At 53.0% G+C, this 19151-nt stretch carries 16 protein-coding genes; all 16 read right to left on the reverse strand.

The annotated features are described in order from the left end of the window. Position 1 precedes the first annotated feature (1 nt). Complete coding sequence (locus NNO03_RS16315; RefSeq protein WP_271440501.1) at positions 2 to 922, reverse strand: D-alanine--D-alanine ligase; 921 nt, start codon at positions 920 to 922, stop codon at positions 2 to 4. After that, positions 915 to 2390: a UDP-N-acetylmuramate--L-alanine ligase gene (gene murC, locus NNO03_RS16320; RefSeq protein ID WP_003837436.1), complete on the reverse strand. Its 1476-nt coding sequence runs from the start codon at positions 2388 to 2390 to the stop codon at positions 915 to 917. Before murC ends, NNO03_RS16315 begins: the two co-directional genes overlap by 8 nt. Positions 2391 to 2441: 51 nt before the next feature. After that, the gene (gene murG, locus NNO03_RS16325; RefSeq protein WP_271450016.1) at positions 2442 to 3509 is read right to left on the reverse strand and encodes an undecaprenyldiphospho-muramoylpentapeptide beta-N-acetylglucosaminyltransferase; all 1068 of its coding nucleotides are present in this window, start codon (positions 3507 to 3509) and stop codon (positions 2442 to 2444) included. Continuing rightward, positions 3506 to 4750: a cell division protein FtsW gene (gene ftsW / locus NNO03_RS16330; RefSeq protein ID WP_271440499.1), complete on the reverse strand. Its 1245-nt coding sequence runs from the start codon at positions 4748 to 4750 to the stop codon at positions 3506 to 3508. The genes murG and ftsW overlap by 4 nt, the downstream gene beginning before the upstream one ends. Further along, on the reverse strand, positions 4750 to 6066 hold the full coding sequence (murD, locus tag NNO03_RS16335; RefSeq protein ID WP_271440498.1) for a UDP-N-acetylmuramoyl-L-alanine--D-glutamate ligase: 1317 nt from the start codon (positions 6064 to 6066) through the stop codon (positions 4750 to 4752). Before murD ends, ftsW begins: the two co-directional genes overlap by 1 nt. Positions 6067 to 6068: 2 nt before the next feature. Further along, positions 6069 to 7151 (reverse strand): phospho-N-acetylmuramoyl-pentapeptide-transferase, encoded by a 1083-nt coding sequence (gene mraY, locus NNO03_RS16340; RefSeq protein ID WP_137383724.1) that lies wholly within the window; start codon positions 7149 to 7151, stop codon positions 6069 to 6071. Next, positions 7145 to 8503, reverse strand: coding sequence for a UDP-N-acetylmuramoyl-tripeptide--D-alanyl-D-alanine ligase (gene murF / locus NNO03_RS16345; RefSeq protein ID WP_271450017.1), 1359 nt, complete (start codon positions 8501 to 8503; stop codon positions 7145 to 7147). The genes mraY and murF overlap by 7 nt, the downstream gene beginning before the upstream one ends. Beyond that, positions 8500 to 9987, reverse strand: coding sequence for a UDP-N-acetylmuramoyl-L-alanyl-D-glutamate--2,6-diaminopimelate ligase (gene murE / locus NNO03_RS16350; RefSeq protein ID WP_271450018.1), 1488 nt, complete (start codon positions 9985 to 9987; stop codon positions 8500 to 8502). Before murE ends, murF begins: the two co-directional genes overlap by 4 nt. After that, entirely contained in the window at positions 9974 to 11740 is a 1767-nt protein-coding gene (gene ftsI / locus NNO03_RS16355; RefSeq protein WP_271440495.1) for a peptidoglycan glycosyltransferase FtsI, read from the reverse strand. Before ftsI ends, murE begins: the two co-directional genes overlap by 14 nt. A 15-nt stretch (positions 11741 to 11755) precedes the next feature. After that, positions 11756 to 12121, reverse strand: a complete 366-nt coding sequence (gene ftsL, locus NNO03_RS16360) for a cell division protein FtsL (protein WP_000625651.1) — start codon at positions 12119 to 12121, stop codon at positions 11756 to 11758. Further along, positions 12118 to 13059, reverse strand: a complete 942-nt coding sequence (gene rsmH / locus NNO03_RS16365; protein ID WP_271440494.1) for a 16S rRNA (cytosine(1402)-N(4))-methyltransferase RsmH — start codon at positions 13057 to 13059, stop codon at positions 12118 to 12120. The genes ftsL and rsmH overlap by 4 nt, the downstream gene beginning before the upstream one ends. Before the next feature lies 1 nt (position 13060). Further along, positions 13061 to 13519, reverse strand: a complete 459-nt coding sequence (gene mraZ, locus NNO03_RS16370; protein WP_271440493.1) for a division/cell wall cluster transcriptional repressor MraZ — start codon at positions 13517 to 13519, stop codon at positions 13061 to 13063. A gap of 611 nt (positions 13520 to 14130) precedes the next feature. Next, positions 14131 to 15135: a catabolite repressor/activator gene (gene cra / locus NNO03_RS16375; protein WP_271450019.1), complete on the reverse strand. Its 1005-nt coding sequence runs from the start codon at positions 15133 to 15135 to the stop codon at positions 14131 to 14133. 265 nt (positions 15136 to 15400) lie between these two features. After that, the gene (ilvN, locus tag NNO03_RS16380) at positions 15401 to 15892 is read right to left on the reverse strand and encodes an acetolactate synthase small subunit (RefSeq protein WP_003829566.1); all 492 of its coding nucleotides are present in this window, start codon (positions 15890 to 15892) and stop codon (positions 15401 to 15403) included. A gap of 2 nt (positions 15893 to 15894) precedes the next feature. Beyond that, positions 15895 to 17619, reverse strand: a complete 1725-nt coding sequence (gene ilvI / locus NNO03_RS16385) for an acetolactate synthase 3 large subunit (RefSeq protein ID WP_271450020.1) — start codon at positions 17617 to 17619, stop codon at positions 15895 to 15897. 319 nt (positions 17620 to 17938) lie between these two features. Continuing rightward, positions 17939 to 18886, reverse strand: coding sequence for a transcriptional regulator LeuO (gene leuO / locus NNO03_RS16390; RefSeq protein ID WP_271450021.1), 948 nt, complete (start codon positions 18884 to 18886; stop codon positions 17939 to 17941). Positions 18887 to 19151: the final 265 nt, after the last annotated feature.

Here is a 19151-nt window from a genome sequence, read left to right on the forward strand (position 1 = left end):
ATCAGTCCGCCAACTCCAGAATTCGTACCACCAACTGCGAGAAGCTCAGCCCCGCCTGACGCGCCGCCATCGGCACCAGGCTGTGGCTGGTCATACCCGGAGAGGTATTCGCTTCCAGCAGATAAAACTGGCCATCGCTGTCCAGCATGACGTCAATACGGCCCCAACCTTTACAGCCCAATGCGTTCCACGCTTTCAGGACTAATGCCTGTAATTCGGCCTCCTGGTCAACTTCCAGACCTGCAGGACAGAAATATTGTGTCTCATCAGACAGATACTTCGCCTCATAATCATAGAAGGTTCCCGCGGGTTGGATACGTATTGACGGTAAAATTTCTTCGCCAAGTATCGCAACTGTGAATTCCGGTCCACTGAGCCATTTTTCAATCAGTACTTCTTCATCATGCTGAAAAGCCAATGCTAATGCAGCTTGCAAAGCATTTTCTTCTTCAACTTTTGACATCCCTACGCTGGAACCTTCACGGCTTGGCTTCACAATCAACGGCAAGCCTAACGCAGAAATTCTCGTAACCACTTCATCGCTAAGTCCTTTTTCAAACTCAGCACGGGTCAATGCCACCCATGGCGCAACGGGCAATCCTGCCCCCTGCCACAGCAGTTTGCTGCGTAGTTTGTCCATTGAGATAGCCGATGCCATGACACCGCTACCGGTATAAGGCAAACCAATCTGCTCCAGCATGCCCTGTAACGTTCCGTCTTCACCACCTCGGCCATGCAGTGCAATAAACACTTTCTGAAAACCCATCGATTTCAGAAGCGTAACGTCGACCTCTTTTGGGTCAACCGGATGTGCATCCACACCGCCTTCGCGCAAACCCGCCAGCACTGCTGCGCCAGAATTCAACGACACTTCTCGCTCTGCGGAGGTTCCCCCTAACAGGACCGCGATTTTATCAGCCATGTTGTTCTTCCTCCGGGTTTTGCGGCTTCAGTTTGATTTCAGCTAAGGAACGCGCGATTTTGCCGATATTTCCAGCGCCCTGCACCAAAATCAGATCATTACCGGTTAATACCGGTGCCAGCATTTCCGCTACCTGGGCCGGATCGGACACCAGAATAGGATCGATCTTTCCGCGACCGCGAATGGTACGGCACAGCGAACGGCTATCGGCCCCCGGAATTGCAGCTTCACCTGCGGCATACACGTCCAACATCAGCAACGCATCAACCTGTGTCAGAACGTTGGCAAAGTCGTCGTACAAATCGCGTGTACGTGTGAAGCGGTGCGGCTGGAACAACATCACCAAATTTTTGTCCGGCCAACCTGCGCGTGCGGCTTTGATCGTGGCATCGACTTCCGTTGGGTGATGTCCATAGTCATCGACCAGCATCGCCGTTCCGGCTTTACCGTTTACTGGCTCAAGCGGGAATTCACCCAGGAAGTCAAAGCGGCGTCCGGTACCCTGGAAACTTTCCAGCGCGCGCAGAATCGCGTCGTCTTCAATACCCTCTTCCGTTGCCACTGCCACGGCTGCCGCCGCGTTCAAGGCATTGTGACGACCCGGCGCGTTCAACGTCACACGCAAATCGGCCATCCCCTGACGCAGCAGCGTGAAGTGACCTTGTGGGCCAATCTGTTGATAATCTTCTACGCGAACGTCAGCATCATCGCTGAAACCATAGGTGGTGGTCTGACGCCCGACGCGCGGCAACAACTCGCGGATTACCGGATCGTCGACACACATCACCGCACGCCCATAAAACGGCAAGTTGTGCAGGAAATTAATAAACGTCTGCTTTAAATTTTCGAAGTCGCCATGGTAGGTATCCATATGGTCAGCTTCGATATTGGTGACAATCGCCACCATCGGCTGCAAATGCAGGAACGACGCATCGCTCTCATCGGCTTCCGCAATCAAATAACGGCTGTGACCCAGACGTGCATGCACACCTGCTGCCTTTACCAGACCGCCGTTCACAAAAGTCGGATCGAGGCCCGCTTCTGCATAAATACTGGAGACCATCGCAGTGGTCGTGGTTTTACCGTGGGTCCCGGCAATGGCGATGCCGTGACGAAAACGCATCAACTCTGCCAGCATCTCCGCACGGCGGATCACCGGGATACGCGCTTCATGGGCCGCAACAATTTCCGGGTTATCCGCAGAAATAGCGCTGGATACCACCACCACGCTCGCATCACGAACGTTTTCCGGGCGATGGTTGAAAAAAATCGTGGCACCCAGATTCGTCAGTTGCTGCGTAACCGGATTCGGCGCTAAGTCAGAACCGCTGATCTGATAACCTTCATTGGCCAAAACTTCGGCAATACCGCCCATACCAGCACCACCGATGCCGACAAAGTGGATGTGCCGAACGCGACGCATTTCGGGCACGATGGAACGCAGTTTTGCCAGTTGTTGTGTATTCATTCTTTAGCCATTAACTTCTCAGTTCATGCGATGCAAAAGGCATCACCACAATTACACCCGGGCAGCCCGGCTCACTTCAGTTGCAACCCGCTCAGTGGCATCCGGTATGGATGCGGCGCGAGCACGCTCTGCCATGGTTAATAAAGTTTCTCGTGACCACCCGGACAGGGTGCTGACGACGGCATCCACAGTAAACTGCGGCTGCTCAAGAATTTTGGCTGCGCCCGCTTTTTCCAGCGGCAGCGCATTCCAGTACTGTTGTCTGTCTTTATGTTGAAACGGCACGAACAGCGCGGGTAAACCTGCGGCAGCAATCTCACTCACCGTCAGTGCGCCTGAACGACAGACCACCACATCCGCCCACGCGTAAGCTGCTGCCATATCATCAATAAATTCAGTGACCTTATGCTGTGGTTGCCCCGCGTCTGCATAAGCCTGTTCCACGGTTTGCTGCGCACCTTTACCACTCTGATGCCAGATAGTCACTGCGTCGCCAAGTGTTGCGGCGACCTGCGGCAACGTCTGGTTCAGCACACGTGCGCCCTGCGAACCACCGACAACCAGCACCCGCACCGGACCTTCACGACCAGGCAGACGTTCTTCGGGTAACGGCAGTGCAAGGACATCAGTACGCACTGGATTCCCCACCACTTCCGCATTCGGGAAAGCGCCAGGGAAGGCCTGCATCACCTTCGTCGCGATCTTCGCCAGCCATTTGTTCGTTAACCCGGCGATACCGTTCTGCTCATGCAGCACGACCGGAATACCTAACGACCAGGCCGCCAGGCCGCCAGGGCCAGACACATAGCCGCCCATGCCCAGCACCACATCGGGCTTAAACTGCTTCATGATGGCGCGGGCCTGACGCCAGGCATTAAAAATACGTACAGGTGCAGCCAGCAACGCGTTGAGGCCCTTTCCGCGCAAACCGGAGATGCGAATAAAGTCAATGTCAATGCCATGCTTCGGCACTAAGTCCGCTTCCATACGATCGGCGGTGCCCAGCCAACGAACCTGCCAGCCCTGGGCCATTAAATGGTGCGCAACCGCCAGCCCCGGGAAAACATGTCCACCGGTACCGCCTGCCATCACCATTAACCGCTTCGGTTGACCACTCATCGTGCACCTCGTGTAAACGCCTGGGCTTTTTCCAGACGCGTTTCATAATCAATACGTAACAAAAACATGATGGCTGTCGACATGATCAACAAACTCGAACCACCATAACTGATCAACGGTAGCGTCAGACCTTTCGTTGGCAGCATGCCCGCCGCCGCGCCGACGTTTACCAGAGCCTGGAAGCTAAACCAAATCCCGATAGAGCAGGCTAAGAAACCTGAAAAACGGTGGTCAATTTCCAGCGCCTTACGACCGATCGACATCGCGCGAAAAGCGACGAAGAATACCATTAAAAGAGCGAGTACCACACCGATATAACCCAGCTCCTCCCCAATAATGGCGAAGATAAAGTCGGTGTGCGCTTCCGGCAAATACTCCAGTTTTTGGACTGAATTACCCAATCCCTGGCCCCACACTTCACCGCGACCAAAAGCCATCAGAGACTGTGTCAGCTGATAGCCGCTGCCAAACGGATCTTCCCAGGGATTCCAGAACGAGGTCACACGGCGAATACGGTACGGTTCGGCGAGGATCAGCAGCACGACAGCGGAAATCCCCATCCCGATGATGGCGATGAACTGCCACAATTTGGCACCAGCCAAAAACAGCATCGCCAGCGTCGTGACGAACAGCACGACCACTGTGCCCAGGTCAGGCTGCGCCAGCAACAGCACGGCCAGAACCAGAATCACGCCCATCGGCTTTAAGAAGCCGCGCAGGTTGTTACGCACCTCATCCACCTTACGCACCAGGTAGTTGGCGAGATAACAGAACAACGACAGCTTGGTAAACTCCGCAGGCTGAATACGCAGTGGCCCCAGCGCAATCCAGCGCGATGCCCCGTTAACCGAGCTGCCTACAACCAGAACGATCAGCAGCATGATGATCGACGCGATCAGCATGGTGGTGCTGTACTTTTGCCAGAACTCCATCGGCAGGCGCAGGGTAATCATCGCCAGACAGAACGCCAGAAAAATATACAGTGCGTCACGCTTAGCAAACAGGAATGGATCGCCTGCCAGACGCTGCCCAACGGGCATTGACGCCGATGTCACCATGATAAAACCGATCGCTGCCAGACCAAACGTCAACCACAACAGCATGCGGTCGTACATGATCAGGCTGTCCGCGTCTTTCTCACGCGAAGCCATCACCCAGCCTTTAAGTGCCGCAAAGACCCACGCCAGGATTCCGAGTCCCGGTACGCGCGGCAGTTTCAGACGAGGGAGAGATAATCGCATCAACCCAACTCCTTCGCCAGGTGGGTAAAGACGTCGCCACGTTGCTCAAAATTCTTGAACTGATCGAGACTGGCACAGGCGGGAGACAGTAGTACCATGTCGCCCGGTTTAACACGCGGGGCGAGCAGGCGCATCGCCTGTTCCATGGTTTCTGTTTGTTCCGCCACTTCCGGTCGCAACGCGGCAAGCTGTGCACCATCACGGCCAAAGCAGTACAGTCGAATGCGATCGCCACTCAGGTAACGGCTTAACGGAGAAAAATCGGCTGATTTCCCATCGCCGCCCAACAGCAGGTGCAGAGTACCCTCAACGTGCAGCCCATTCAGCGCGGCTTCAGTGCTGCCGACATTGGTCGCTTTTGAATCGTTGATCCAACGCACACCGTTATGATTCAGTACCAGTTGGAAACGATGCGCCAGGCCAGTAAAGGTAGTCAATGCTTTCAGGCTGGATGCCCGCGGCAGACCCGCAGCATCCGCCAGCGCTAACGCTGCCAGCGCATTGGTGTAGTTATGTTGACCGGAAAGGGTCATCTCTTTCACGTTCAATACTTTTTCACCCTTCACCCGCAGCCAGGTTTCACCCTGCTGGCGGTTAAGGTGATAGTCACCCATATTGATGCCAAAGCTCACACAGCGCTCATCGGCACCGCGAACCGGCATAGTTAACGCATCATCCGCATTGACTACGCACACTTTCGCATTCTCATAAACGCGCAGTTTGGCTGCACGGTACTGCTGCAGTCCAAACGGATAACGGTCCATGTGATCTTCAGTGACGTTCAAAATGGTTGCCGCGACAGCCCGTAAGCTGGAGGTCGTCTCCAGTTGGAAGCTGGATAATTCCAGAACATACAACTCGCGCTCAGCGTCCAGCAACATCAGTGCAGGCAGGCCGATATTACCGCCTACACCGACGTTTACTCCGGCCGCTTTCGCCATTTCGCCAACCAGCGTCGTGACGGTACTTTTACCGTTTGAACCGGTGATCGCGACAATGGGGGCCTGTGCTTCGCGGCAAAACAGTTCGATGTCACCGACAATCTCAATTCCTGCATCTGCGGCAGCGCTCAGCGAAGGGTGCGCCAGGGCAATACCAGGGCTGGCGACGATTAAATCAGCGGCCAACAGCCAGTCATCATTCAGGCTGCCAACATGATGCTCAACCGCTTCCGGTAATTTATCCAGGCCTGGCGGCGTCGCGCGGGTATCCATGACGCGCGGCGTGACGCCACGTGCCAGAAAGAAATCCACGCAGGACAATCCGGTCAAACCCAGACCGATAATGACGACTTTTTTACCCTGGTAATCAGCCATGATTAACGTACCTTCAGCGTTGCCAGGCCAATCAGGACCAGCATCAGCGAAATAATCCAGAAACGCACAATCACACGCGGTTCCGGCCAACCTTTCAGTTCATAGTGGTGATGAATAGGTGCCATACGGAAAATACGCTGTCCGCGCAGCTTAAAGGAACCCACCTGCAGAATGACCGACAGGGTTTCCACCACAAATACGCCGCCCATGATCACCAGCAGGAATTCCTGACGCAGCAGCACGGCAATAATGCCCAGCGCGCCCCCCAGAGCCAGTGAACCGACATCGCCCATAAAGACCTGTGCCGGATAAGTGTTAAACCACAGGAAGCCCAAACCTGCGCCGACAATCGCCGTACAGACGATAACCAGTTCGCCGGCGTGGCGCAGATAAGGAATATGCAGGTAGTTGGCGAAGTTCATGTTACCGGTCGCCCATGCAACCAGTGCAAAACCGGCGGCTACAAACACGGTTGGCATAATCGCCAGGCCATCGAGGCCGTCGGTCAGGTTGACCGCGTTGCCGGTACCGACAATCACGAAGTACGCCAGCAGGATGTAGAACAGCCCCAGTTGCGGCATGACATCTTTAAAGAATGGCACCACCAGTTCAGTTGCCGGGGTGTCTTTTCCTGCCAGATACAGCGCAAACGCGACCCCTAATGCAATGACCGACATCCAGAAATACTTCCAGCGCGCGATCAGGCCCTTGGTGTCTTTGCGCACCACTTTGCGGTAGTCATCGACAAAACCGATAATACCGTAGCCAACCAGCACCACCAGCACGCACCACACGTACGGGTTGGATGGGTAGGCCCACAGCAGTACGGAGATAACAATCGCAGTGAGGATCATGATGCCGCCCATGGTCGGCGTACCGCGTTTACTAAAGTGTGATTCCGGGCCGTCGTTACGCACGACCTGGCCAAAGGACATTTTTTGCAAGCGGGCGATCATGCGCGGGCCCATCCACAATGAGATGAACAGCGCGGTCAGCAGGCTGACGATGGCGCGAAACGTCAGATAGGAAAAGACGTTGAAGCCGGAATAATATTTGACCAAATGTTCGGCCAGCCAAACTAACATGTTCCATTCTCCTGTAATGCGCGTACTACCTCTTCCATGGCGGCACTACGTGAACCCTTCACTAAAATCGTCATGATCTGATGTTCTGCAATCAGCGCCTTAAGATGCGCGGCCAACGCGGTTTTATCCGCAAAATGCTCGCCAACGCCGCTGGCATGGCTAATTGCCTGACTCAGTTTCCCTGTACTCAGCACACGGTCGATACCTGCAGCCTTTGCAGCCTCACCTACCTGTACGTGGCAGGCTTCGCTTTCCGCGCCAAGCTCTGCCATATCGCCAACCACCAGCACGCGGTAGCCGGGCATTTCGGACAGCACCTGTACCGCTGCGGTCATTGAGCCGACGTTAGCGTTGTAGGAGTCGTCCAGCAGCAGCTGATTTTCTGCGAGTTGAATTGGGAACAGTCGGCCCGGGACCGCTTGCAGATCCTTCAGACCCGCTTTCACGGCATCTGGCGTTGCGCCAACCGCCATCGAGAGCGCAGTAGCAGCCAAAGCATTGGCAATATTGTGACGACCCGGCAGGGGCAGCAGAACATCAATGCTTCCGGTTGGCGTTTGCAGCGAAAACTCTGTGCCGTGTGAGGTCACATGAACGTTAGCCGCCGAAAAGTCGCTGTTAGCCGCATTCGGCGAGAAGCGCCAGACTTTGCGATCGCCGATGATGCTCTGCCAGTTCAACCAGTCGTTGTTATCGGCATTCATAATGGCGACACCGTTCGCTGACAGGCCGGTAAAAATCTCACCTTTTGCCTTCGCCACACCTGCCAGAGAGCCGAAGCCTTCCAGATGCGCGGCGGCCAGGTTGTTCACCAGCGCCGCTTCCGGGCGCGTCAGGCCAACAGTCCAGGCGATTTCCCCCTGGTGATTCGCGCCAAGTTCAATAACGGCATAGTCATAATCGTTGTTTAACCGCAGCAGCGTCATCGGGACGCCGATGTCGTTATTCAGGTTGCCCGCGGTATACAGGGTGTTACCACACTGGCTCAGAATGGATGCCGTCATCTCTTTGACGGACGTTTTACCGGACGAGCCGGTAAGCGCCACCACACGAGCCGGAACCTGAGCGCGAACCCATGCCGCCAGCTCGCCAAATGCCAGACGCGTATCTTTTACAATCAGCTGCGGAAGGTCGGTATCCAGTGCACGGTTTACCAGCAGTGCGCCCGCGCCATTCTCTTTTGCAGTGTCAGTAAAGTCATGGGCATCGAAGCGTTCACCTTTCAGTGCGACGAACAAACAGCCTGGCGTGACTTTACGCGTATCGGTCGTGACCGCATCGAGGGTCAGATCGCCCCCTTTCAGTTCGCCACCGAGGATTTCCGTCAGTTGACTGAGCGTTACGCTAATCATGCGATAACCCCCAGCAGACGCGCTGCCGTCACGCGATCGGAGTAGTCGAGACGCTGGGCGCCGACAATCTGATAATCCTCATGGCCTTTGCCAGCGACCAGCACCACGTCATTTTCTTTTGCCTGCATGATGGCACTAGTGACCGCTTCAGCACGACCTTCCATCACTTTTGCCTGCCCGGCATCCAGCATACCCGCCAAAATGTCATTGATAATGGCGCGAGGCTCTTCGGTGCGTGGGTTGTCATCCGTAACCACAACGACATCGGCAAACTGCTCCGCAATGGCGCCCATCAACGGACGTTTGCCTTTGTCGCGATCGCCGCCGCAGCCAAAGACGCACCACAGCTTGCCGGTGCAATGCAGACGGGCCGCCTGCAGCGCTTTTTCCAGCGCATCCGGCGTATGAGCATAATCAACCACAACGGTGGTTTTGCCCGGCGCGCTAAACACTTCCATGCGCCCGCAGACCGGCTGCAGCTGTGCCGCCGTTTTCAGTAAATCAGTTAACGGATACCCCAACGCCAGCAGTGTGGCCAGCGCCAGCAGCAAATTGCTGACGTTAAACGCCCCCATCAGGCGGCTTTCAATTTCCCCTTCTCCCCAGGTGGAGGCAAAGCGAATCGTTGCGCCGCTATCGTGATAGTTCACCTCAACGGCTTTCAGCCAACGACCGTGGCAGTTGGGATTGATATGGTCTTCCATCGAGACAGCTACCGCATCCGGCAGCTTCGCCAGCCAGCGACGACCCACTTCGTCATCCGCATTGACGATAGCCTGCCCACAGTGGTGCGTGGAATACAGCAACCACTTCGCGGCTTCGTAGTGTTCCATATCGCCGTGATAATCGAGATGGTCACGGCTTAAGTTGGTAAATACTGAAGCCGCAAATTTCAGCGCCGCCACGCGGTGCTGAACCAGGCCATGCGATGAAACCTCCATCGCGCCAAAGGTCGCGCCCTGTTCAACCAGTCCCGCCAGCACATGCTGAACGTCAACGGCGGACCCAGTGGTATTTTCCGTCGGGATCACTTTACCCAGCAGGCCATTACCTACCGTTCCCATTACCGCACTGGTTTCGCCAAGCAGTTGGCTCCACTGTGCAAGCAATTGGGTGGTGGTGGTTTTACCGTTCGTTCCGGTCACACCGACCAGACGCATATTTTCAGATGGCTCGTGGTAAAAGCGTCCTGCCAGTGCAGATAAGCGTTCGTTAAGCTGGCTGAGATAGATGACCGGAACGCCGTGCATTTCACGGATTTCGCCGTCTGCGGCCTCATCTTTTGCCTCTGCAATAATGGCAGCCACACCTTGCGCTATCGCCTGCGGGATATATCGACGCCCGTCCGCCTGATGACCCACTACTGCGACAAAGAGATCGCCCGATGCAGCCACACGGCTGTCGAGTGTCATCTCTCGCAGTGCTCGCTCCGGTGCACCCGGCACCCATGGAGCAAGAAGGTCGCGCAAATTACGATCTGCCACCTGTTGCCTCGCCTTGATTATTCACAAATTCATTTTTATCGCCCGTTGTCAGCGCATCCGGTTCGATGTTCATGGTACGCAGTACGCCGCCCATGATGGCACCGAAGACCGGCGCGGAAACGGCGCCACCGTAATATTTACCCGCCTGCGGATCGTTGATAACAACAACCAGCGCGAAGCGCGGCTGACTCGCAGGCGCAACGCCTGCGGTATAAGCAATGTATTTATTGATATAGCGGCCATCTGGCCCGACTTTTTTCGCCGTACCGGTTTTAATCGCGATGCGATAGCCTTTAATCGCCGCCTTCACGCCGCCACCGCCCGGCAGCGCCACGCTTTCCATCATGTGCACCACAGTGCGTACGGTCGACTCCGGGAAGATACGCTCGCCCGGAACAGGAGGGTCAACTTTAGTAATCGACAGTGGGCGATAAACGCCATAGCTGCCGATAGTTGCGTAGACTCGCGCTAACTGTAACGGGGTTACCATTAGCCCATAGCCGAAAGAGAAGGTGGCCCTCTCTATGTCAGACCACCGTTGTTTTTGAGGATATAAGCCACTGCGTTCTCCGACCAACCCCAAATTGGTCGCTTTTCCCAGCCCAAAACGTGAGTAAGTATCTACTAACGCTGAGGACGGCATCGCTAACGCCAGTTTGGAAACACCGACGTTACTCGACTTCTGCAAAACCCCGGTAAGGGTCAATTCGCTATAACGCGCCACGTCTTTAATTTCGTGACCATTAATTCGGTAAGGAATGGTGTTAAGTACGGTATTTTCACGTACCACGCCACGCTGCAGCGCGGTCATCACCACCATCGGTTTAACGGTAGAACCCGGCTCGAAGACGTCGGTAATGGTACGGTTACGCATTGCGTCTTTCGGCGTACCGGTGAGATTATTAGGGTTGTAAGACGGGCTGTTCGCCATCGCCAGCACTTCACCGGTATTAACATCCACCAGAACCGCACTACCTGACTCCGCCTTGTTAAACGCTACGGCGTTGTTCAGTTCACGGTAGACCAGCGCCTGTAAACGCTCATCAATACTCAGCGCAAGGTTATGCGCCGCCTGGCTGTCGGTAGAGGAAATATCCTCGATGACGCGGCCATAGCGGTCTTTACGTACAATACGTTCACCCGGTTGTCCGGTGAGCCATTTGTCGAAGCTTTTTTCAACGCCTTCAATCCCCTGGCTGTCAACGTTGGTAAAACCAATGAGGTGAGCGGTCACTTCTCCGGAAGGATAGTAACGGCGGGATTCTTCGCGCAGATGAATACCTGGCAGCTTCAGTTTCTTGATGTAGTCGGCCATGTCAGGGTTTACCTGACGCGCAAGATAAATAAAGCGCCCTTTCGGGTTGGCATTAATTCTGCTGGCCAACTGGTCAAGTGGCAGGTTCAACGCGGTTGAAAGTGCTCTCCAACGCTCGCCAACGCTCACACCGCCTGCGTCATGAACTTCTTTCGGGTCGGCCCAAATCGCCTTAACGGGAACACTCACCGCCAGCGGACGACCTAAACGATCGGTTATCATACCGCGCGATGTGGCAACTTCCTGTACGCGCAGGGAACGCATATCGCCCTGGCGCACCAGCATGTCTGGCGCGATGATTTGCAGCCAGGCAACACGCCCCAGCAAGAAACCCAGCGCCAGCAAAATACAGCCGCACAGTAACGCAAAACGCCAACTGACAAAGTTGGCTTGTTCTTCCTGACGTTTTGGTTTGTGCGTTTTTGCCGCTGCTTTCATGCGTCGCGTTTATCCTTATTTTTGTACTACGATATTTTCTTGTGAGGGATCAACATGCTGCATTTGCAGCTTTTCCGTTGCGATCCGTTCAACACGGCTATGATCACCGAGCGCGTTCTCCTCAAGGATCAAGTTACGCCATTCGATATCCAGCGCATCTCGTTCCAGAACCAACTGCTCACGCTGCGCGGTCAGTAACCGTGTATGGTGTGCGGTTGTCACGACAGTAACCGCCGTCAAAATAATGCAAATGAACAGGCAGAGTGGCAGCTTCCCAAACCGCAAAAGATCGTCACCGATCACGCCAGGCAAAGCATGGCGCTCGTTGCTTCCTATCGATCCTTTAACTTTGCTGAGGGCTTCTGTCACTCTGCTGATCATGCGTTCGTCCTCTCTGCAATACGCAGAACTGAACTACGGGCACGAGGATTCTCAGCTACCTCTTCTTCACCCGGCATCAACTTGCCTAGTGCTCTCAACTCACGACCGCCCAGTTTTTTGATCTGCGCTTCTGTCATCGGTATTCCAGCCGGAACCTGAGGACCGCGGCTTTGTTCACGCATAAAGCGCTTCACAATGCGATCTTCGAGTGAATGGAAACTAATGATCGAAAGGCGACCACCTGGTGCCAGCACGCTGAGCGAGCTTTTTAGCGCCTGCTCTATCTCCTCCAGTTCACTGTTTACCCAAATGCGCACCGCCTGGAAGGTACGGGTCGCGGGATGTTTGAATTTGTCTTTTACCGGCATTGCTGCTGCAATGACTTCCGCCAGTTCTTTGGTACGGGTCATCGGTTCTATGCGGTTGCGCTCCACGATGGCGCGGGCAATACGTTTGCCGAAGCGCTCCTCGCCAAAGGTTTTAATCACCCAGGCGATATCAGCTTCATCGGCGGTTTGCAGCCATTCAGCGGCAGACTGACCGCGCGTAGGGTCCATACGCATATCTAGCGGACCGTCACGCATGAATGAAAAGCCGCGTTCGGCATCATCAAGCTGCGGAGAAGACACGCCAAGATCAAGGAGGATTCCATCGATCTTGCCGGTAAGTCCACGCTCGGCTACATACTCAGCCAGCGCAGAAAAAGGTCCATGAATGATGGAGAAACGGGGATCGGTAATCGTCTGGGCAACGGCAATAGCCTGCGGATCGCGATCGATTGCCAGTAAACGTCCCTCTTCACCAAGCTGTGAGAGGATCAGACGTGAATGACCACCGCGACCAAATGTCCCGTCAATGTAGATGCCGTCTGGACGAATATTCAGGCCATTTACAGCTTCATCCAGCAACACCGTGGTGTGTTTATAATTTTCCATCATCTTATAGAGACAAGTCCTGCAATCGTTCCGACAGCGCGCCGGTCACAGACTGCTCAGCGTCGATATCTTCCTTGACCTGTTGATACCAGGTCGTTTCATCCCACAGCTCAAACTTATTGAACTGCCCAACCAGCATCACTTCTTTTGTCAGTCCCGCGTGTTGTCGCAGAATGGGCGCAATCAATAAGCGACCGGCGTTATCCATCTGACATTCGCTGGCATGCCCCAACAATAAGCGTTGTACGCGACGCTCAGCCGGATTCATGCTCGACAGGCGAGATAGCTTCTGCTCGATAACTTCCCATTCAGGCAGGGGGTACAGCAGCAGGCACGGGTGATGGATGTCAATGGTACAAACCATTTGACCGGTAGCGCTCTCAAGCAGTTGATCCCGATAACGGGTAGGCACCGATAAGCGCCCTTTACTGTCGAGATTAACTAACGTTGCTCCCCGGAACATGCCAGTCTCACCCCCAATTACCACTTTATCCCACAAAATCCCACTTAAAGGAGTTTACGGAGCGGAGGAAAACCTTGTCAAGCAAGTCACGGCGCTCAGCGGAGCAAAAAACCCAATGTTTACGGCTAATATCAGCGTTGAGCAAATTTCATACAGCGAACGAAGCAAATTAACGTCATGAATATTTGTAAGAAAAAAATCCAACAACTCATCATTGTTTAAAACAACTCAATATCAACCGAGGAAAATATAAAGTGTCAGTTTGCGACGCGAGCGGCATTTTAGGACAATATGCGGCGAGATAACAGTACCAGTTCATCGGTCTGTACGGCCCGTACGGCCAAGGAAGGCGAGAGATTGCCGCAATTCGGCGGCAAAGTGTTTGTTAATTCGGCAAATCCACACAAGCATGTAACAAAATAATACAAACGTAACGCGTCGTTACGTATCAATAACCCAAAAAAGGATAGTTGCATTTTTAAATTAGGATAATTAAAGAATGAATTTCAGATAATTCTAAAGAATATTCTTAAATATAATGCGGTTATTTCTGAGAATAAAATAGTTGATGGCATCGAAGCATTCTCTCCAATGCCATCAATAGCAGCCACTTAGGTACGGCTAAGGATGCCGCGGCGATACAGATTACGCCGAATGCGCGTTAATCCTGGTTTTGGTTTACGCGGTTCATCAAGGCTTGCAAGGACGATCTCCAGCACACGTTCAGCCACATCACGGTGGCGCTGTGCTACTGCCAACACCGGGCATTGCAGGAAGTCGAGCAGTTCATGATCGCCAAAGGTCGCAATGGCTAAATCAGACGGCAGTTGCCCATCACGACGCAAAGTCACATCCATCACCCCTTGCAATAGCGCAAATGAGGTGGTGAACAGCGCCTGAGGCATCGGATGCGTTTCCAGCCATTTATCAAACAGCTGTGCTGCTGCCTCCCGTTCATAGCTATTGGCATACAGGAAGTGCACTTCACGCGGATCGTCTTTCCACGCGGTACGGAAACCCTGTTCACGCAGGAAACTGACCGATAATTCAGGGAGCGCCCCCAGGTAGAGCACAGTTTCAGCAGGGAATTTACGTAATTCCTCCGCCAGCATTTGGGCATCATCCTGATCTGCACCGACAACACTGGTGAAGTGTTCACGATCCAGCGCACGATCCAGCGCCACAATCGGGAATGAACTGTTCGCCCAACGCTGATAGAACGGATGTTCTGGCGGTAATGAGGTAGACACAATAATAGCGTCAACCTGACGCTGTAAAAGATGCTCAATACAGCGCATTTCGTTATCTGGCTGATCTTCAGAGCAGGCAATCAGCAGTTGATACCCACGCTGACGCGCCTGACGTTCCAGGTAGTTTGCAATGCGGGTATAACTCGTATTCTCCAGGTCCGGGATTACCAACCCGATAGAACGTGTGCGTCCAGCACGGAGCCCGGCCGCCACAGCATTGGGGTGGTAATTATGTTCACGCACCACCGCCATGACTTTTTCGACCGTTTTGTCGCTTACGCGGTATTGCTTTGCTTTGCCATTAATAACGTAGCTTGCAGTCGTTCGCGAAACGCCGGCCAACCGAGCGATTTCATCCAGTTTCACAATTGCCCCTTGCGTAAAATGTACAAACCATAACCTTTAAGATGGCATGGGTTAAATTTATTAACATCTAAGCGCAGAATAATGACTGCGGCAACCGCTTTTGTCTCTGGTTACTGCTGATTTCGCAAAAAAAAAGCGCAACAGGTAGCATCAGCGAAAACAGGTACGTTACCTGTAGGCCGGATAAGGCGTTTACGCCGCCATCCGGCATGACCTCCACGAGGATGCCTGATGGCGCTGTGCTTATCAGGCCTACAGTCGACTATTAACGCATGATTTTATCACCTCGGGAGAGTCCCACCACACCGGAACGGGCCACCTCTACAATCTTGGCGACTTCACGCAGTGTTGCCAGGAAAGCGTCCAGTTTGTCACTGGTTCCCGCCAACTGCACCGTGTAAATAGACGGCGTGACATCGATAATCTGTCCACGGAAAATTTCCGTGTTGCGTTTCACCTCTTCCCGGCCATAACCACTGGCCTGAATCTTCACCAGCATGATTTCTCGTTCAACGTGAGCACCCTGCCCTAACTCACTCACCCGCAGGACATCCACCAGCTTGTGCAGTTGCTTTTCAATTTGCTCAAGGACCTTCTCATCGCCCACGGTCTGAATCGTCATCCGCGATAAGGTCGGATCGTCAGTCGGCGCGACGGTCAGGCTTTCAATGTTGTAACCGCGCTGGGCAAAGAGGCCTATCACGCGCGATAATGCCCCAGACTCATTTTCCAGTAATACTGATAATATCCGGCGCATAGTCAGGTCCTCTCCGTTTTGCTTAACCACATCTCATCCATACCACCACCCCGAATTTGCATCGGGTAGACATGCTCACTGCCATCGACGGTGACATCAACAAACACCAGCCGGTGGTTGCGCACATGTTCCAGTGCTTCACCCAGTTTGCTTTCCAGCTCATCCGGATGATTTATCTGGATACCAATATGCCCATAGGCTTCAGCAAGACGGACAAAATCGGGTAGCGACTGCATATAAGACTGCGAATGACGCCCGGAATAGATCATGTCCTGCCACTGTTTCACCATACCGAGATAGCGGTTGTTAAGGTTGAGTACCAGCACCGGCAGCTCATATTGCAGCGCCGTCGACAGCTCCTGGATATTCATCTGAATACTGCCATCACCGGTAACGCAGACTACCGTTTCATTCGGCAGTGCCATCTTCACCCCTAACGCGGCAGGTAAACCGAATCCCATGGTGCCAAGGCCGCCTGAGTTTATCCAACGACGAGGTTTATCAAACGGATAGTAAAGTGCAGCAAACATCTGGTGCTGGCCCACATCCGAAGTGACATACGCATCACCTTTCGTCAGACGCCAGATGGTTTCAATGACAGCCTGCGGTTTAATGCTCTCACTTTGGGTGTCATATTTCAGGCACTGGCGGGCACGCCAGTGCTCAATCTGTTGCCACCAGTCACGGTTCTCATCCAGCGGTTGCTGTGATTTCTCCTGCTCCAGCAGCTCTAACATCTGCTCAAGCACCAGGCGAGCATCGCCAACGATTGGAATATCCGCAGTGACGGTTTTTGAAATAGAGGTGGGGTCGATATCGATATGTAACACGGTCGCATTCGGGCAATACTTTGCCAGATTATTGGTCGTACGATCGTCAAAGCGAACGCCGACCGCAAATATCACATCCGAATGATGCATAGTCATATTCGCTTCGTAAGTACCGTGCATGCCCAACATGCCCAGCGCCTGACGATGCGTTGCCGGAAATGCGCCTAACCCCATCAACGAGGAAACGACAGGCAGGTTCAGGGCTTGTGCAATCTGGCCCAGTTGCTCGTGGCAGGCCGCATTCACTGCACCACCACCAACATAAACCACCGGTTTTTTAGCCGCCACCAGCGTTTGCAGCGCCCGTTTGATCTGTCCCTTGTGCCCTGTCGTCGTCGGATTATACGAGCGCATACTTACTGATTCAGGCCAGCTATAAGGCAATTTCTTCGCAGGATTCAGGATATCTTTCGGCAAATCCACAACTACAGGACCGGGGCGACCGCTTGCAGCCAGCCAAAAGGCTTTCTTCAGCACCTGAGGTATATCTTCCGTTTGCTTGACCAGAAAGCTGTGCTTCACCACCGGACGGGATATCCCCACCATATCGCACTCCTGAAAGGCATCGTAGCCAATCAGAGAGGTAGCCACCTGCCCGGAGAGGATCACCAGCGGGATGGAGTCCATGTACGCCGTTGCGATCCCCGTGATCGCATTGGTTGCACCCGGCCCTGAGGTGACCAACACAACGCCCACTTCCCCCGTGGCACGTGCCAGACCATCGGCCATATGGACCGCGGCTTGCTCATGGCGGACCAGCACATGATCAATACCACCGACCGTATGCAAAGCATCATAAATATCGAGGACTGCGCCCCCGGGATACCCGAATACCTGCTTCACACCCTGATCGATGAGCGATCGGACGACCATCTCGGCTCCAGACAACATCTCCATGGCTTGCCTCCACTCTTATAATGAATAACGGTTTAACAACACATTAACCGCTGACGATAAGGCATGGCAATTGACACCGAAGTGGTGGTGTAACCGCGGATAAGAATAAAACGGAGGAAAGAATCGAATAAACGGAGAATTAAACCAGTATAAGCAAATGAAATGACAAATAATCGCTTAAAAATGGGCACTTACAGCGATTACTCTAATTTTTCACCCTCACAGGAAAAAATCAAAAGCAGATTTCAGCATAAAATTTTAAATAAAAATAAAAAAGCAGAATAAACCAGATGTTTCATCGGGTTTACTCTGCCATAGGTCACTGCTTACAAATGGAGACTAACAGCTCTTCCATCCATTGATGCCCTTTATCCCGACCAGCGGCTTCATGCCAGGAAAGATAACAAGTCCGACTATTCAGTTTTAACGGTAGCGGTAATATTTGCAGTTCTAAAGACTCGGAGAACTCTTCAGCTAACCAGCGTGGCGCAATAGAAACCAAATGAGTTTGAGATACAATATTCAGCACACTGATTAATGCCATTCCCTGATAAGCAACGCAGGTTTGTTTATCCTGAGTGTCATACCAGGGCTGACTGAATGACGCAAAGCGATCGAGAGAAACTACGGCATGCTGTTCATTATAGACATCACTTTCCAGCAATGGACCGCTAATGCGCGGGTGTTTTTTACTTGCGACTAACACCATCTCATCATTGAATAACGGAATACTGGTGAATTCAGGACGGCGGAATTCTTCATAACTAATAACGAATTCTGTTTCCTGATATCGCAATTGATGTTCTGTATTTTGGTTGAGCGATGATTTAAATACGACATGAATATTAGGTGCAACTTGCTCAACGCGATTGTAAATCAAGGACGTGAGGATATTATCCAATGGGCTACAGACGCAGAGATTAAATACTCGTGAGCTGCTGGCAGGTTCAAAACCGGACCCTGGCAGTTCATTCTGCACCAATTGCAGTGCCTGACGAACAGAGCCAAATAGCTGAAAAGCCCGTGCTGTTGGCTGGATGCCTCGGCCATAGCGCACAAAGAGCTCATCATTAAACATAACCTTCAGACGTGCGACTGCGTTGCTGACTGCAGGCTGCGACATGCCCAGAGAATGCGCTGCGCGAGTAATATTCTGTTCTTGCATCACCGCGTCAAAAACGGTTAATAAATTAAGGTCAACCATGCGCAGCTGCGGCTTCCCCATCTCTAAAAGATTAGGTTTATCTATTATTTTTACTTCTGGCATATTTAACTCCACTGTCACTCTAAACTCCCTTTTCCCAGACGGAGCTCAGAAATAACCTCCGCTAATATGATTTACCATGCATATAAAATAAGAAAAAGGGAAAGCATTAAAATTAGGAAAACATAAAGGCCCTGACCTGAATGAACAAAAACCAATACGAGCGCAGTGTGGCAGAGGTCACTGCACGATGATTCATACGTTTAAATGTCGAAAACAATATAACCATAACCATGGCGAATATACAATCATGCACTAAGTGAATGTA

The organism is Citrobacter sp. Igbk 16 (assembly GCF_028069755.1).
Lineage (GTDB): Bacteria > Pseudomonadota > Gammaproteobacteria > Enterobacterales > Enterobacteriaceae > Citrobacter.

Coding starts and splice junctions, on each gene's coding strand:
- NNO03_RS16315 (WP_271440501.1), bottom strand. CDS start 922: ATGGCTGATAAAATCGCGGTCCTGTTAGGGGGAACCTCCGCAGAGCGA.
- murC (WP_003837436.1), bottom strand. CDS start 2,390: ATGAATACACAACAACTGGCAAAACTGCGTTCCATCGTGCCCGAAATG.
- murG (WP_271450016.1), bottom strand. CDS start 3,509: ATGAGTGGTCAACCGAAGCGGTTAATGGTGATGGCAGGCGGTACCGGT.
- ftsW (WP_271440499.1), bottom strand. CDS start 4,750: ATGCGATTATCTCTCCCTCGTCTGAAACTGCCGCGCGTACCGGGACTC.
- murD (WP_271440498.1), bottom strand. CDS start 6,066: ATGGCTGATTACCAGGGTAAAAAAGTCGTCATTATCGGTCTGGGTTTG.
- mraY (WP_137383724.1), bottom strand. CDS start 7,151: ATGTTAGTTTGGCTGGCCGAACATTTGGTCAAATATTATTCCGGCTTC.
- murF (WP_271450017.1), bottom strand. CDS start 8,503: ATGATTAGCGTAACGCTCAGTCAACTGACGGAAATCCTCGGTGGCGAA.
- ftsI (WP_271440495.1), bottom strand. CDS start 11,740: ATGAAAGCAGCGGCAAAAACGCACAAACCAAAACGTCAGGAAGAACAA.
- ftsL (WP_000625651.1), bottom strand. CDS start 12,121: ATGATCAGCAGAGTGACAGAAGCCCTCAGCAAAGTTAAAGGATCGATA.
- rsmH (WP_271440494.1), bottom strand. CDS start 13,059: ATGATGGAAAATTATAAACACACCACGGTGTTGCTGGATGAAGCTGTA.
- mraZ (WP_271440493.1), bottom strand. CDS start 13,519: ATGTTCCGGGGAGCAACGTTAGTTAATCTCGACAGTAAAGGGCGCTTA.
- ilvN (WP_003829566.1), bottom strand. CDS start 15,892: ATGCGCCGGATATTATCAGTATTACTGGAAAATGAGTCTGGGGCATTA.
- ilvI (WP_271450020.1), bottom strand. CDS start 17,619: ATGGAGATGTTGTCTGGAGCCGAGATGGTCGTCCGATCGCTCATCGAT.
- leuO (WP_271450021.1), bottom strand. CDS start 18,886: ATGCCAGAAGTAAAAATAATAGATAAACCTAATCTTTTAGAGATGGGG.